10 protein-coding genes are annotated in these 16,119 nt (G+C 73.2%); 7 read left to right on the top strand and 3 right to left on the bottom strand.

The features are described from left to right. From OG470_RS34935 to OG470_RS34910, 6 genes are all read left to right on the top strand, one after another. A complete protein-coding gene (locus tag OG470_RS34935) occupies positions 1–3,369 on the top strand; it encodes an error-prone DNA polymerase (RefSeq protein ID WP_328418896.1) in 3,369 nt (1,122 codons plus the stop codon). A 96-nt stretch (positions 3,370–3,465) separates the two neighbouring features. Continuing rightward, positions 3,466–3,639, top strand: a complete 174-nt coding sequence (locus OG470_RS34930; protein ID WP_328426867.1) for a hypothetical protein — start codon at positions 3,466–3,468, stop codon at positions 3,637–3,639. Positions 3,640–3,702: 63 nt separating this feature from the next. Continuing rightward, entirely contained in the window at positions 3,703–4,479 is a 777-nt protein-coding gene (locus tag OG470_RS34925; protein WP_328418895.1) for a methyltransferase domain-containing protein, read from the top strand. Next, positions 4,476–5,660, top strand: a complete 1,185-nt coding sequence (locus tag OG470_RS34920) for an alkaline phosphatase family protein (RefSeq protein ID WP_328418894.1) — start codon at positions 4,476–4,478, stop codon at positions 5,658–5,660. The genes OG470_RS34925 and OG470_RS34920 overlap by 4 nt, the downstream gene beginning before the upstream one ends. A 58-nt stretch (positions 5,661–5,718) precedes the next feature. Then, a complete protein-coding gene (locus OG470_RS34915; protein WP_328418893.1) occupies positions 5,719–6,978 on the top strand; it encodes a DNA polymerase IV in 1,260 nt (419 codons plus the stop codon). 116 nt (positions 6,979–7,094) lie between these two features. Continuing rightward, positions 7,095–7,496, top strand: a complete 402-nt coding sequence (locus OG470_RS34910) for a DUF3040 domain-containing protein (RefSeq protein WP_124817678.1) — start codon at positions 7,095–7,097, stop codon at positions 7,494–7,496. 334 nt (positions 7,497–7,830) lie between these two features. Here the strand turns inward: OG470_RS34910 and OG470_RS34905 are convergent, their stop codons facing one another. Genes OG470_RS34905 through OG470_RS34895 form a run of 3 tightly spaced genes read right to left on the bottom strand, consistent with a single transcriptional unit; the run spans position 7,831 to position 12,674 of the window. Beyond that, a complete protein-coding gene (locus tag OG470_RS34905) occupies positions 7,831–10,305 on the bottom strand; it encodes a transglutaminase family protein (protein WP_328418892.1) in 2,475 nt (824 codons plus the stop codon). Positions 10,306–10,321: 16 nt separating this feature from the next. Further along, positions 10,322–11,620: a DUF58 domain-containing protein gene (locus tag OG470_RS34900; protein WP_328418891.1), complete on the bottom strand. Its 1,299-nt coding sequence runs from the start codon at positions 11,618–11,620 to the stop codon at positions 10,322–10,324. 1 nt (position 11,621) lies between these two features. Beyond that, on the bottom strand, positions 11,622–12,674 hold the full coding sequence (locus OG470_RS34895; protein WP_328418890.1) for an AAA family ATPase: 1,053 nt from the start codon (positions 12,672–12,674) through the stop codon (positions 11,622–11,624). Between the two features lie 391 nt (positions 12,675–13,065). Here OG470_RS34895 and leuS point away from each other — a divergent pair, with 391 nt between their 5' ends. Next, complete coding sequence (leuS, locus tag OG470_RS34890) at positions 13,066–15,906, top strand: leucine--tRNA ligase (protein WP_328418889.1); 2,841 nt, start codon at positions 13,066–13,068, stop codon at positions 15,904–15,906. Positions 15,907–16,119: the final 213 nt, after the last annotated feature.

Genomic DNA, 16,119 nt, shown 5'->3' with positions numbered 1-16,119 from the left:
ATGAGCTTCCACAACCCGAAGATGCCCTGGTCGGAGCTGGAGGGTGTGCTCTCCGGGCGGCCCGACGGCAACCGGGGGAGCAGGGGCGAGCGGCACCTGCACGTGGTGGACCCGCTCGCCGTGGACGCCGACGGTGGTGACTCCCCGGCCTGGAGTCGCAAGCGCCAGCACTACGAGGCGCCCGAGCTGCCCCGCCCCGACGACGCCGTGCCCTACGCGGAGCTGCACGCGCACACCAACTTCAGCTTCCTCGACGGCGCCAGCCACCCCGAGGAGTTGGCCGAGGAGGCGGCCCGGCTGGGGCTCACCGCGCTCGCCGTCACCGACCACGACGGCTTCTACGGGGTGGTCCGCTTCGCCGAGGCGGCCCGCGCGCTGGACCTGCCGACCATCTTCGGTGCGGAGCTGTCCCTCGGGCTGCCCGGCCCGCAGAACGGCGAGCCCGACCCGCACGGCGCGCACCTGCTGGTGCTCGCGCACGGCCACGAGGGGTACGCCCGGCTGGCCACCACCATCGCCCGCGCCCAGCTACGCGGCGGGGAGAAGGGCCGCCCGGTCTACGGGGAGCTGGAAGAGGTCGCCGCCGAGCTGCGCGACCACGTGCTGGTGCTGACCGGCTGCCGCAAGGGGCACGTGCCGGCGGCGCTGCTCACCGAGGGGGTGGACGCGGCGGCCCGCGAGCTGGACCGGCTGACCGCGCTCTTCGGTGCGGAGACGGTGGCGGTGGAGCTGACCGACCACGGCCACCCCGTCGACGCCGACCGCAACGATGCGCTCGCCGAGTTGGCCGCCGCGGCCGGGCTGCCGACGGTGGCCAGCAACAACGTGCACTACGCCAGCCCTGGCCGGCGTCGGCTGGCCACCACCGTCGCCGCCGTCCGGGCCCGACGCAGCCTGGACGAGATCGACGGCTGGCTGCCCGCGGCTGCCACCGCCCACCTGCGCAGCGGCGCGGAGATGGCGGCCCGGTTCGCCGCGTACCCGGGTGCGGTGGCCCGGGCCGCCGAGTTCGGCGCAGAGCTGGCCTTCGACCTCCAACTGGTCGCACCGCAGCTGCCGGCGTACCCGGTGCCGCCAGGGCACACCGAGATGAGCTGGCTGCGGAAGCTGACCGCCGACGGGGCTCGGGAGCGCTACGGCCCCCCGCAGGCGCACCCGACGGCGTACGCGCAGCTCGACCACGAGCTGAACATGATCGAGGAGCTGGGTTTCCCGGGCTACTTCCTGGTGGTCTACGACATCGTGACGTTCTGCCGTGAGCAGGACATCTACTGCCAGGGCCGGGGCTCGGCGGCCAACTCGGCGGTCTGCTACGCGCTGCGGATCACCAACGTGGACGCCGTCCGGCACCGGCTGCTCTTCGAGCGTTTCCTCGCCCCGGAGCGGGACGGCCCGCCGGACATCGACGTGGACATCGAATCCGACCGCCGGGAGGAGGTGATCCAGCACGTCTACACCCGCTACGGCCGGGAGCACGCCGCCCAGGTCGCCAACGTCATCTCCTACCGGCCCCGGTCGGCGGTGCGGGACGTGGCCAAGGCGTTCGGCTTCTCACCCGGCCAGCAGGACGCCTGGAGCAAACAGATCGACCGGTGGGGCTCGGTCGCCACGGTCGACGTCGAGGACATCCCGGAGCAGGTCGTGGAGTACGCCAACGAGCTGCAGACGTTCCCCCGGCACCTGGGCATCCACTCCGGCGGCATGGTGATCTGCGACCGGCCGGTGATCGAGGTCTGCCCGGTGGAGTGGGGGCGGATGCCCGGGCGCAGCGTGCTCCAGTGGGACAAGGACGACTGCGCCGCGGTCGGTCTGGTCAAGTTCGACCTGCTCGGCCTCGGCATGCTCTCCGCGCTGCACTACGGCTACGACATGATCGGGTCCCGACTGGACCTCGGCGACATGACGCTGGACGACCCGGAGGTCTACGACATGCTCTGCCGGGCCGACTCGGTCGGGGTGTTCCAGGTGGAGAGTCGCGCCCAGATGGCCACCCTGCCCCGGCTCAAGCCCCGCGAGTTCTACGACCTGGTGGTCGAGGTGGCGCTGATCCGGCCCGGCCCGATCCAGGGCGGCTCGGTGCACCCGTTCATCCGGCGCAAGAACGGCCTGGAGCCGGTGACGTTCGCGCACCCGTTGATGCGCAACGCGCTGGAGAAGACCCTCGGCGTGCCGCTGTTCCAGGAGCAGTTGATGCAGCTCGCCATCGACCTGGCCGGCTTCGACGCGGCCGAGGCCGACCAACTGCGCCGGGCCATGGGCGCCAAACGCTCGGTCGAGCGGATGACCCGCATCGCCGACCGGCTCTACGCCGGGATGGCCGAGCGGGGCATCACCGGTGAGCTGGCCGACGACGTCTACCGCAAGCTCACCGCGTTCGCCAGCTACGGCTTCCCGGAGAGCCACGCGATGAGCTTCGCCTACCTGGTCTACGCCAGCTCCTGGCTCAAGCGCTACCACCCGGCCCCGTTCCTCGCCGCGCTGCTCAACGCCCAGCCGATGGGCTTCTACTCACCGCAGACCCTGGTCGACGACGCCCGCCGGCACGGGGTGGAGGTACGCCGGCCGGACATCAACGCCAGCGGGGCCAAGGCGGTGCTGGAGTCCACCCCCGACACCCGGTGGGGCAGCGGGCCGGGGGAGCCGCCGCACGCCTGGGGGCTGGACGGTCCGGCGGTCCGGCTCGGGCTGTCCAGCGTGCGTACCCTCGGCGCCGAGGTGGCCGAGCGGATCGAGGCCGACCGGAGCGCGCACGGGCCGTACCGTGACATGTCGGACCTGGCCCGGCGGGTCGGTCTCACCGCCGCGCAACTGGAGGCGCTGGCCACCGCGGACGCCTTCGCCTGTTTCGGGCTGACCCGACGGCAGGCGCTCTGGGCCGCCGGCGCGGCGGCCCAGGACCGGCCGGGCCGGCTGCCCGGCACGGTGACCGGCGCGGCGGCGCCGACGCTGCCCGGGATGGAGGCGGTGGACCGGCTGGTCGCCGACGTGTGGGCCACCGGGCTGTCACCGGAGAGCCATCCGGCCCGGTTCATCCGGGGTCAGCTCGACGTGCTCGGCGCGGTGCCGATCGCCCGGCTCGGTCGGGTGGAGCCCGGGCAGCGGATCCGGGTCGGCGGCATCGTCACCCACCGACAGCGCCCGGCGACCGCGGGCGGGGTCACCTTCCTCAACCTGGAGGACGAGACCGGCATGCTCAATGTCACCTGCTCGCCGGGGCTGTGGCAGCGCTACCGGCGGGTGGCCCGGACCAGCGCCGCGCTGGTGGTCCGGGGGCGGCTGGAGCGGCATGAGGGGGTGACCAACCTGGTCGCCGACCGGCTGGACGCCATCGAGCCACCGGTCAGTCCCGCGTCCCGTGACTTCCGCTGATCGAGTGATCCACATTACGGTTTCCGGTGCCGCCGAGCGGGAGACTCGTGCTGAGCGGGCAGAGCGGCCCGTGATCCATGAGGGGAAAGAACAGTGATGGGGAATCACACGTACACCGGCGGAATCGCCAACTCCCGACGGACCCGGCTCGGCGCCGGTTGGATGCCGTCGCACCTCGCCGACCCTCGCGAGTACGAGGTGACCAACGGTCCGGTCGCCAACGAGCGGCGGTCCCGCGCGGAGGACGAGGTCGAGGGCGTCGAGTCCTGACCGGCCGCGTCACCGCGTCCCGACCCGGCGGGTCGGTGCGCCTGCCACACGATCGCCCTGCTGATGGACCGGGTGACTAGGCTCGACCGGGTGGAGCAGACCCGAGGCCGGTTCGCCGGGCCGCCGCTGACCCCCCGTACCGCCGTGATCTGGTCGGTGCTCCGCGCCGAACTGGACCGGCGCGGCGACACCGAGCTCACCGTGCTGGACGTGGGCGGCGGCACCGGCGGCTTCGCTGTGCCGCTGGCCCGGGCCGGGCACCGCGTCACCGTGGTCGACGCCAGCCCCGACGCGCTGGCCGCGCTCACCCGCCGGGCCGCCGAGGCCGGGGTGGCCGACCGGATCGCCGCCGTGCAGGGCGACGGCGACGCCCTGACCGGGCTGGTCGAGCCGGCCGGCGTCGACCTGGTGCTCTGCCACGCCGTGCTGGAGGTGGTCGACGACCCGACGCCGGTGGTGACCGCGCTGGCCACCGCACTGCGCCCCGGCGGCGCGGCGAGCGTGCTGGTGGCCGGCCGGGCCGCCGCCGTGCTGGGCCGGGCGATGAACGGCCACCTGGAGGTCGCGGCCGCGCTGGCCGCCGACCCGGCCGGCACCGCCGGGCCGCGGGACACCCTGCGCCGCCGCTACGACGCCGCCGGCGCCGCCGCGCTGCTCACCGCCGCCGGGCTGGTGGTCGAGGAGATCCACGGGGTACGCGTACTGGCCGACCTGCTGCCGGCCGCGGTCGCCGACGGGCAGTCGGCCGCCCTGGTCGAGCTGGAACGGACGCTGGCCGCCCAGCCCCCGTACCGGGATCTGGCCGCCCAGCTGCACCTGTTCGCCCGCCGGCCGGCATGACCGCCCCGCCGGGCGGTGCGCCGGCGCCGGCGCCGGCGCCGCTGACGGTCCTCGGGCCGGAACACGGCGGCGGCCGCCTCACCGATGTGCTGCCCAGCGCGCTCGCCGTGCTGGGCGTCCCCGGGTCGGCCGACCCGCTCGGGCTCGTCCCCGCGCTGGTCGGCGTACGCCGGATCGCCGTGCTGCTGGTCGACGGCCTCGGCTGGTACCAGCTGCCGACCGCCGCGCCGTACGCGCCGACCCTCGCGGGGCTCGCCGCGACGGTGGCCCGGCCGCTCATCGCGGGTTTCCCGTCCACCACCCCGACCAGCCTGGTGTCGCTGGGCACCGGCGTCGCGCCGGGCGCGCACGGGGTGCTCGGCTTCACCGTGCGGATGCCCGGCACCGACCGGGTGCTCACCCACACCGACTGGGCCGCCGACCCGTCGCCGCTGCGCTGGCAGCCGGTGCCCACCCAGCTGGAGCGGGCCCGCGCCGCCGGGGTGGCGGTGAGCGTGGTGAGCCGGCCGGAGTTCGGCGGCAGCGGGTTGACCCTGGCCGCCAACCGGGGCGGCGACTTCCGGGGCGCGATCGGCGCGGACGCGGTGTCCGCCACCATGCTGGCCGCGCTGTCCGCCGGCCACGGACCCACCCTGGTCTCCGGCTACCACGCCGACCTGGACCGGCACGGCCACCTCAGCGGGGTCGACTCGGCACCCTGGCGGATCGCCGCCAACGAGGTGGACGCGCTGCTCGCCCGCCTGGTCGACGGGCTGCCGCCGGACGCCGCGCTGCTGGTGACGGCCGACCACGGGCAGCTCAACGTGCCGGCCACGCACCGTTTCGACCTGGACACCGATCCGCGGCTGCGCGGCGGTGTGCGGCTGGTGGCCGGTGAGGCACGGGTGCGCTACCTGCACGTCGCGCCGGGCGCGGCCGACGACGTGGTGGCCGCCTGGTCGGCGGTGCTCGGCGACGCGGCGCGGGTGCGTACCCGCGACGAGGTGGTGGCGACCGGCTGGTTCGGGCCGGTGCCCGAGGAGCACCTGGGGCGCATCGGCGACGTGGTGGTGACCTGCAACGACACGTACGCGGTGCTGGCCACCCGCACCGAGCGGCCGATGGCGTCCCGGCTGGTGGCGTACCACGGGTCGGACACGGCCGCCGAGCTGACGGTGCCGCTGCTGGTCGTCCGCGGCTGAACGGCGGTCCGGCCCGGCGGTCGCTGGTGGTGTCGTACCCCCGGGTTAACCTGCCGGGATGGGCCGCAGCCAGTCGTTGCCCCGGGGCGTCGATCCGCGCTTCGGGCCGGACGCCGACGACTCCGACAGCCCGATCCTGCACGTCGACATGGACGCCTTCTTCGCCGCCGTCGAGGTGCGTCGTCGGCCCGAGCTGCGCGGCCGGCCGGTGGTCGTCGGCGGTGTCGGGCCGCGCGGTGTGGTGAGTTCCGCCAGTTATGAGGCCCGCCGCTACGGCGTACGCAGCGCGATGCCGACCAGCCAGGCCCGGGCCCGCTGCCCGCACGCCGTCTACCTGCCACCGGATTTCACCGCCTACACCACCGCCTCCCGCGCGGTGATGCAGATCTTCCGGGACGTCACCCCGCTGGTCGAGCCGCTCTCCCTCGACGAGGCGTTCCTCGACGTGACCGGCGCCCGCCGGCTGTTCGGGGCCCCGGCCACCATCGCCGGGCTGATCCGCCGCCGGGTCGTCGAGGAACAGGCGCTGACCTGCTCAGTCGGGGTGGCGCCGAGCAAGTTCGTGGCCAAGCTGGGTTCCACCCGGGCCAAGCCGGACGGCCTGCTGGTCGTGCCCCCCGGGCAGGTGCTCGACTTCCTGCACCCACTGCCAGTGGACGCGCTCTGGGGGGTGGGGGAGCGGGCCGCCGAGGCGCTGCGTCGGCTCGGCCTGGCCACCGTCGGCGACCTCGCCGAGGCCCCGTTGGGCATGCTCCGCCGGGCGGTCGGCGCCGCGTCGGCGGCGCACCTGCACGAGTTGGCCTGGGGGCGAGACCCGCGCCGGGTCAGCCCCGAGCACGTCGACAAGTCGATCGGCGCCGAGGTGACCTTCGACGTCGACGTGGCCGACCCGCTGGAGATCCGCCGCGCCCTGCTCGCGCTCAGCGCGAAGGTCGGCGTCCGGTTGCGCGGCTCCGGGCAGGTGGGGCGCACCGTGTCGCTCAAGGTGCGCTTGGCCGACTTCCGCACCGTCAACCGCTCCCGCACTCTCGGCGTGCCCACCGACACGGCACGCGAGATGTTCGACACGGTCTGGGCGCTCTACACCGCCCTGGACCCGGGCGAGCGGATCCGGCTCGTCGGTGTCCGGGTGGAGGGGCTCGCCCCGGCGGAGGGTGCGCCCCGGCAACTCACCCTCGGCGCGCCCGAGCGTGGTTGGCGGGAGGCGGAAGCTGCCGCGGACGCTGCCGCTGCCCGATTCGGGCGATCCGTCATAGGTCCAGCCAGTCTGTTAGGCGACCGTGATCCCCGCCGAAACGAAAATCCACCCCACCCATAGGTCGTCCCGCTTTCCGACGCGCGACCCCCCTCGTAGACTTGCGGGTAAGCAGCCGGTTGGCTGCCACGGTCTGTCGGCCCGAGTGGGCCTGACCAACGTGACCGGGGAGGAGTGCCGTGCCGCTCTCGGAGCACGAGCAGCGGCTGTTCGAGCAGATCGAGCGGTCGCTTGCCGAGGACCCCAAATTCGCCTCGGCCGTGCGCGCCAGCGATCCGCGCTTCCACGCGCGGCGTCGCCTGCTCGTCGCTGCCGGCGTGATCATCGCTGGCTTGGCTCTACTGGTCTATGGCGCGGTGATCAAGACTCCACCGCTGGCGGTGGCGGGCTTTGTCGTCATGCTGGCCTCGGCCGCGTTCGCGGTGCAGTCGCACCGGCGTGCGCAGTCACCCGACCTGCACGTGGTGGGCGGCACGACCAGTCGTCGTCGTCCCCGTGGCGGTGGCCGATCCGGTCGCCGGTCGTCGATCCTGGATCGCATGGAGGACAGGTGGCGGCAGCGCCCGGAGGGGCACCGCTGAGCCCGTCCCGCCGCTGAGGCGGGCCGTACACCGCGACGAGCGGGTCGCCGGGAACAGCCCGGCGACCACTGTCGTATCCGCGCGCCCTCGTACCCGCGCGTTGCACCGCGCCCTCGTACCCGCGCCCTCGTGCCGCGCGCCGCTGCCCAGCATCACTTGATGCTGGGCAGCGGCGCGCGGCTTCTCGTGACTGCTCACCATCAAGGGATCAACGGCGGCCCGGGGCACCGCAGCGACGGCAGGTGGTTGAGCAGGGGAGCGCCGACGGGATGCGCCACAGCCGGGCGGGGCGACGGCCAATGGACCGCCGCCCCGAGCCGGACGGGGACGTCCCTCAGCGGGCCGCCCGGTCGGCCAGCAGCCGACGCGGATTCCAGCGCAGCAGCCGGTAACGGGCCCGCCCGGTCAGTGCCACCAACCGGCCGGAGGAGTCCGCCAGGCCGAGCCGCCAGCGCAGCAGCACCGACGGCGGCAGCACGGCGGCCAGCAGCCGGGTCCGCCGGTCCGCCTGTGCGGCCAGCGCGCGCCGAACCGCGCGCAGCGCCGGCAGCAGCCGCTCACCGGTCAGCGGGTCCCGGGCGTAACGCGCCCGCTCCTCCGCCCGGCCGAGCAGCCGCGCCGCGCCGACCGCCGCGGTGTCATCGGTGAAGGTGTCCCGGACCAGCCGGTCCGCGGTCGCCCGGGGCGTCTCGGTCCGGTCGACCCGGACCTTGAAGTCCACCAGCGTGTCGAGCAACTCCGCCCAGGCGGCATGCGCGTCCGCGCGGGCCGCGTTGGCGTCCACCCCGACCACCATCACAGGTGCCCCGTCGCCCGGGGCGGCATCGTCCGCGGTGGCGGCCACCGCGGCGCCCTCCGCCCGGCCACCCCGCCGTCGGCGCAGCGCCAGCCGACGCAGCGCCGGCACCGCCAGCAGTGCCATCAGGGCCAGCAGACCTGCCGTCCACCATGGCCACACCGGTGCCTGCTCGGCCGGCGTCTGACCGCTGAGGGAGAGCCCGCTGTCGGTGTCCCGGTCGGCGTTGTCCGGTCCGGCCGGTCCGGCCGACGCGTCGGGGCCCACCGGGGTGTCCGTGGTGCCGGTGCCCGGGCTGGACGGCTCCGGCGCGTCAGTGTCCGGCGCCCACGCCGACCGGGTGGAGCCCGGCACCCCGTACGTCGGGGTGGCGTCGAACGGCACCCAGCCGACCCCGTTGAAGTAGACCTCGGTCCAGGCGTGCAGGTTGAGGTTGGTCAACGTGTAGGTGTCGCCGTCCCGCTTGCTGCCGTTGGTGAACCCGAACGCCACCCGGGCCGGGATGCCGGCCGCGCGGACCAGCCAGGCCATCGCTGCGGCGTACTGCTGGCAGTAGCCGACCTTGTTGGTCAGGAAGTTGACGATGTCCTGGCCACTGCTGCCGCTCTCGGTGCTGAGCCGGTAGCTGAACCCGTTGTCCGCCGAGAAGTGCTGGTAGATGGACAGCACGCGATCGTAATCGGTGCGCTGCCCCTGGATCAGCCCCTTGACCAGCTCCTCCACCTCGGGCACCGGCCCCGGGGTGGCGGTCAGCTGCCGGCGGACCGGGTGGTCGGTCGGCAGCGGCTGCGCGGCGCGCAGCGCCGCCGGGGTGTACGTCGAGCGGATGTAGTCGAAGGAGTACTTCTTGCTCCGGGAGTTTTCCCGGTTGGAGAAGACGACCTGCTGGTTGGGGTCATAGAGCCAGTTGCCGTTGAGGTCCTCGGTGCGCACCGGCTCCGCGTACACCGGCAGCAGGGACATGCTCAGGCTCTTGGTGACCTCGACGGTGGCCCGGTACGGGGTCTGCTGCACCCCTCGGCCGGCCCGCTCGCCGGGATCCGGGAGATCCCGGTTGGCCGGCCGACCACTCGGGCTGCGCGCCTGGAAGCCGCTCGGACGCAGCTCGTCGGCGACCGCGTAGCGGAGGTAGAACGGGGTCGGCTCAGACGTGGTCACCTTGACCAGGTCGCTCACCTCGGACTGGTTGAGCTGGCCGGCGAGCGACGCGAACAGGTCGATGCGGCCGGACGAGCCCGCCCCCGCCCGGCCGTTGCCGGTGCCGTTGCCCGCCCCGCCGCCGAGCGTGTCGAGCAGCCCGCCGGTCATGCCCGGCACGGCCAGCGGCAGCACCACGGCCAGGGCAACCCCGACCACCGCGAGCCGGCGGCCGGCGGCGGCCAGGGGCGAGGCCTCCCACACGTCGACGTCGCGGCCGTCGCCGGTGAACCGGCGTCCGAACCGGCGTACCCGGTCGACGTTGTCGGTGACCAGCAGCCAGAGGTACCCGGCGGCGCCCACCACGAACGGCACCGCGGGAACGCTGTCCACGTCGACGGCGACCGGCACCGAGTAGATGGCGAGCATCGGCAGCCCGGCCAGCGCGGGCCGGCGCAGCGCCACCGCCAGCACGTCCACCAGCACGGCCACCCCGCCGACGCCGAGCACGGTGATGAACAGCAGCGGGTCAGTGTCCGGCACCTCGATGCCGTACGAGCGCATGTCCTGCATCGAGCCGGTGAACAGGTCGGCGAAGTGCCCGAACGTGGTCGGCGTGGGCAGGAAGGTGAGAAACTCCGCGCCGCTGGGGAACAGCCAGGTCAGGGCGAGCACCAGGGCGGCCAGCATGCCGAGCACCTGACCCCACAGGGGTGCCCGGACGAGTCGGGTCAGCGCGGCCACCCCGGCCACCACGGCGACCGCGATCGCGGACTGGATCAGCCACGTCCAGGTCTCGAAGATGGCCGACAGCGGGGCGGCCGCGAGCAGCGTGGCCGCAGCCGCCACCGCACCGATGTTCCGACTGGCGATCATGAGGGGAACCTTCCGTTCATCGCACGCCGCCGGCCACCGTCTCGGCCAGCGCGGCGCGCAGGGCGAAGCCCTGGGAACCCCGGCCCGCCTGCGGCCAGAGTGCCGGCAGCCGGCTGCCGTGGTCGACGCCGACCACCCGCCAACCGCTCTGCAACATCGTGAGCGCGGCGGCGCCGTGCGCGTGCTCCGCCTCGGCCCGGGCCTTCTCCGGCAGGCTCAGCCAGGTGGAGCTGTCCAACAGGAAGCCGACGCAGGTGGCGCCATTGCCCCGCAGCCCGGCCAGCAGCTCGGCCTCGGCCACACTCACCGCGCCGAACAACCCGATGATCAGACCGCCGTCAGCGCGTTGCCGGACCCGCTGCACCAGGCCGGTCACCTCGGCCCGCTGGTCCAGCCGGACCTCGGCGAGGTGGTCGAGCAGCGTCCCGTCGCCGCCGGCTTCCGAGGCGTCCACGTCCGCCCCCGAACCGGTGACCAGGCGCAGCTTGTAGCCGGCCTGACGCAGGTGCACGGCGATGCTCGCGGCGGCGGAGACCGCCCACTCGAAACTCGCCGTCGGCCCGTCGCCGCGGTGACCGTACGCGCGGGTGTCCAGCACGACCGTGGCCCGGCTCTCCCACGGCTGTTCCTCGCGGCGCACCATCAGCTCGCCGGTGCGTGCCGTGGACTTCCAGTGCACCCGGCGCAGGTCGTCGCCGCGCCGGTACTCCCGGGTCGCCGCGTCGTCCTCACCGTGCACCGCCACCGACCGGGCCCGGCTGTCGCCGCTGCCCGCGTACTCCCCGGGGAGCCGGACCGACGGCAGTGGGGTGACCTGCGGGATGACCGTCAGGTGGTCGGTGCTGGGGAAGGCCCGGCTGAGCTCGCAGAGCCCGAACGGGTCGCTCATCCGCACCACCAGCGGGCCCACGTCGTAGCGGCCCCGCACGTCGGCCCGGACGGTGTACGCCACAGAGCTGGCCTGCTGCGCGCCGAGCCGCTCCAGCACCACCCGGGGCCGGCTGCCCAGGGCGTAGGGCAGCCGGTCCTCCAGTAGAAGGGTGCCGGTCGGCAGCCGGGAGAGGTTCTGCAGCCGCAGCACCACCCGGGAGTTGGCGCCGACCGGGACCCGGTGCGGGTCCAGTGAACGGTTGCAGGCCAGCTTGTAGCGGCTGCGTCCGACGTAGGCGGCGGCCAGCAGCGGCAGGACGGCCAGCAGCACGGCGACCCGGAGCAGGTCCTTCTCGCCGAGGATGCCGGCCGAGATCGCCGCCGCGACCGCGGCGGCGAGGAACGAGCGCCCGCGGGTGGTCAGCCCGCGCAGCCCTGCACGCACGTCACGGCCTCCGCGGCTCGTAGGGCGCGCGACCGTTGCCGGTGGCGGGCCGGGTGTCGTACGGGGAGCGCTGCCGGTCGTGCGGCAACGGCAGTCGGTGCACCAGCTCGGAGACGATCGCGTCGGTGGTGCGTCGGGCGAGCTGCGCGTCGGCGGTCGGGATGATCCGGTGCGCCATTACCGGCACCGCGAGGGCCTGCAGGTCGTCGGGGAGGACGTAGTCGCGCCCCTCCAAAGCGGCGACCGCCCGGGCGGTGCGCAGCAGCTGCAGGGTTGCCCGGGGGGAGGCGCCCAGACGCAGGTCGGGGGCCTCGCGGGTCGCGGTGACCAGGTCGATGGCGTACTGCTTGACCGCGTCGGCGACGTGCACCTGCCGGACGGTGGCGATGAGCTGCCGGACGATGTCCGCGTCGGAGACCGGGCGCAGCTCGTTCAGCGGGTCGGTGCCGCCGTGCCCGTCCAGCATGGCCAGCTCGGCGCCAGCGTCCGGGTAGCCCATCGCGATCCGAGCGGTGAACCGGTCGCGCTGCGCCTCGGGCAGCGGGTAGGTCCCCTCCATCTCGATCGGGTTCTGGGTGGCGATGACCATGAACGGAGTCTGCAGCTGGTACGTCACGCCGTCGACGGTGACCTGCCGCTCCTCCATGCACTCCAGCAGCGCCGACTGGGTCTTCGGCGAGGCGCGGTTGATTTCGTCGCCGACGACCAGGTTGGCGAAGACGGCGCCGGGACGGAACTCGAAGTCGTGCGTCTCCTGGTTGTAGACGCTGACCCCGGTGACGTCGCTGGGCAGCAGGTCGGGGGTGAACTGGATCCGCCGCACCGTGCAGTCGATGGACCGCGCCAAGGCCTTGGCCAGCTTGGTCTTGCCGACGCCGGGGACGTCTTCGATGAGGAGGTGACCCTCGGCGAGCAGGACGGCAAGGGCAAGCCGCACGGTGGCGGTCTTACCCTCGATGACCTGCTCGATGTTGGCCACGATGGCCTCGCTGGCGGCGCGGAACTCGTCGTGCGGCAACAGTCCGCCGACCTCGTCCCAGGTCTGTTGTGTCACGGGCCTCCTCCTCGTCGCCGTCACGGCAGCTCTGTATAGAGCACCTGGACCCGCCGTTGGGTTCGCGACGTCGAGCCTCGTTTGCCGCAGAATTCTCACTGGCCTCTCAGGCTAACCATGTTTGTCGTTATCGCCGACCCCCGCAGGCAGTCCGTCGGTTACGCACCGATATTCGCCGGGTTGGGGGACTGGCCCCGCCGACCCCGGCCCGAACCGGCGGCGAGGTACACTGCCGGACATGGCCGGAGTCTTCCTGCTTCTTATCGGGCCGTGCTGATGCGCTGAACGCGCGACAGCACGGCGGCCCCTCCTGCGTGAGGGGCATTTTTGTGCCCGTCGCCGGTCCGGCCCGGCGGTGCCGAGACGAAGCGAAGCGAAGCGAGGAGAGACGATGAGTGAGGCAGCCGCACCGGCGGGCGACATTCCCCCGTTCCGGTACACCGCGGCCCTGGCCGACGAGATCGAAAATCGTTGGCAGGACATCTGGGCGCGCGAGGGCACCTTCCACGCCCCGAACCCGACCGGCCCGCTGGCCGACCCGGACCACCCCCGGGCCGGTGCGGAAAAGCTGTACGTGCTGGACATGTTCCCCTACCCGTCCGGCGCCGGCCTGCACGTCGGCCACCCCCTGGGCTACATCGGCACCGACTGCTTCGCCCGCTACCAGCGGATGGCGGGGCGCAACGTGCTGCACGCCATGGGCTTCGACGCGTTCGGCCTGCCCGCCGAGCAGTACGCGGTGCAGACCGGCACCCACCCACGGACCACCACGGTGGCGAACATCGAGCGGTACAAGGCGCAGCTGCGCCGGCTGGGGCTGGCGCACGACGAGCGCCGCTCGGTGGCGACCATCGACACTGACTTCTACCGCTGGACCCAATGGATCTTCCTGCAGATCTTCAACTCCTGGTACGACCGGGACGCCGGGCGGGCCCGGCCGATCGCCGAGCTGATTGCCGAGTTCGAGGGCGGCAACCGGGCGACCCCGGACGGTCGGGCCTGGGCCGAGCTGAGCGTCGCCGAGCGCCGCCAGGTCGTCGACGACCACCGCCTGGCGTACGTCTCGCAGGCCCCGGTGAACTGGTGCCCAGGGCTGGGCACCGTGCTGGCCAACGAGGAGGTCACCGCCGACGGCCGCTCCGACCGGGGCAACTTCCCGGTCTTCAAGCGCAACCTGAAGCAGTGGATGATGCGGATCACCGCGTACGGTGACCGGCTGATCGAGGACCTGGACAGCCTGGACTGGCCCGAGCCGATCAAGATGATGCAGCGCAACTGGATCGGCCGGTCCACCGGTGCGCACATCGACTTCCCCACCGAGCTGGAGCCGATCCGGGTGTTCACGACCCGGCCGGACACCATCTTCGGGGCCACGTACATGGTGCTGGCGCCCGAGCACGAGCTGGTCGACACGCTGGTGCCGGCCGCCTGGCCGGAGGGGACGAGGGACGCCTGGACCGGCGGGCACGCCAGCCCCCGGGCGGCCGTCGAGGCGTACCGCAAGGCGGCGGCGGCCAAGACCGACATCGAGCGGCAGGCCGACAGCAAGGAGAAGACCGGCGTCTTCATCGGCGCGTACGCCACCAACCCGGTCACCGGCGGGCAGATCCCGATCTTCATCGCCGACTACGTGCTGGCCGGCTACGGCACCGGCGCGATCATGGCGGTGCCGGCACAGGACGAGCGGGACTGGGCGTTCGCCGAGGTCTTCGAGCTGCCCATCGTGCGCACCGTGCAGCCGGCGGAGGGCTTCGACGGCAAGGCGTACACCGGGGACGGCCCGGCGATCAACAGCGCCGCGCCCGAGCGCGGCCTGGACCTGGACGGCCTGGGGGTCGCCGATGCCAAGGCGGCGATCATCGCCTGGCTGGAGGCGAACGGGTACGGCGCCGGCGCGGTGACCTACCGGCTGCGCGACTGGCTGTTCTCCCGGCAGCGCTACTGGGGCGAGCCGTTCCCGATCGTCTACGACGAGACCGGCGCGGCGATCGCCCTGCCCGAGGAGATGCTGCCGGTCGAGCTGCCGGAGGTGGACGACTTCTCGCCGAAGACGTTCGACCCGAACGACGGCGACTCGAACCCGGAGACCCCGCTGTCGCGTCGCCGCGACTGGGTCGAGGTGGAGCTGGACCTGGGTGACGGGCCGAAGCGGTACACCCGGGAGACCAACGTGATGCCGCAGTGGGCCGGCTCCTGCTGGTACGAGCTGCGTTACCTGGACCCGACCAACAGCGAGCGGTTCGTCGACGCGGAGAACGAGCGGTACTGGATGGGCCCGCGCGGCGAGGGCGACTGCGGGGGTACCGACCTGTACGTCGGCGGCGCCGAGCACGCCGTGCTGCACCTGCTGTACGCGCGGTTCTGGCACAAGGTGCTGTTCGACCTGGGGCACGTGTCGTCGTTCGAGCCATTCCGCAAGCTGTTCAACCAGGGCATGATCCAGGCGTACGCGTACACCGACTCGCGCGGCAGTTACGTGCAGGCCGAGGACGTCATCGAGCGCGAAGGCGGCTGGTACCTGGGCGACGACGAGGTGCGCCGCGAGTACGGCAAGATGGGCAAGTCGCTGAAGAACGTGGTGACCCCCGACGACATGTGCGCCGCGTACGGCGCGGACACCTTCCGGGTGTACGAGATGTCGATGGGCCCGCTGGAGGTGTCCCGTCCCTGGGAGACCCGGGCGGTCGTCGGGTCGTACCGGTTCCTGCAGCGGGTCTGGCGGGCCGTGGTCGACGAGGAGACCGGTGCGCTGCGGGTCAGTGAGGCCCCGGCCGACGAGGCGACCCGCCGGCTGCTGCACAAGGTGATCGACGGGGTCCGTGGCGACATGGACGGCATCCGGTTCAACACGGCGATCGCGAAGCTGATCGAGCTGACCAACGGGCTGACCCAGCTGTCGGCGACGCCGCGCGAGGTGGCCGAGCCGCTGGTGCTCATGGTGGCGCCGTTCGCCCCGCACGTGGCCGAGGAACTGTGGCGCCGGCTGGGCCACGAGACCTCGCTGACGTACGCGGACTTCCCGACGGCTGATCCGGCACTGCTGGTGGCGGACACGGTGACCTATCCGGTGCAGGTCAACGGCAAGGTCCGTGGCCGCATCGAGGTTCCCACCGACGCGTCCGAGGAGTCGGTCCGTGCCGCCGCACTGGACGCGGTGGCCGCCACCCTGGCCGGCAAGGAACCCCGCAAGGTCATCGTGGTGCCGGGCCGGATGGTCTCCGTCGTCGCCTGACCCGACCCCGGTCTCGGCCCGGGTCCCGCTGGTTTAGCGGGGCTGGCGTCGCGATCCGGGCATCCCGGGCGGGGCTTCGCGGTCTGGCCGCCCGGCTCTGCCGGCACGGAGCGTGACGCCTGTGGGGGCGGACACCGTGACGAGCGTGATGACTCAGAGGCATATTTATACCCCTGAGTCATCACGCTCATTGGCGCATCCGTCGCCTGGGCG

The organism is Micromonospora sp. NBC_00389 (genome assembly GCF_036059255.1).
GTDB lineage: Bacteria > Actinomycetota > Actinomycetes > Mycobacteriales > Micromonosporaceae > Micromonospora.
The sequence above is the reverse complement of the archived record's forward strand: the minus strand, read 5'-3'. Positions and strand labels throughout refer to the sequence as shown.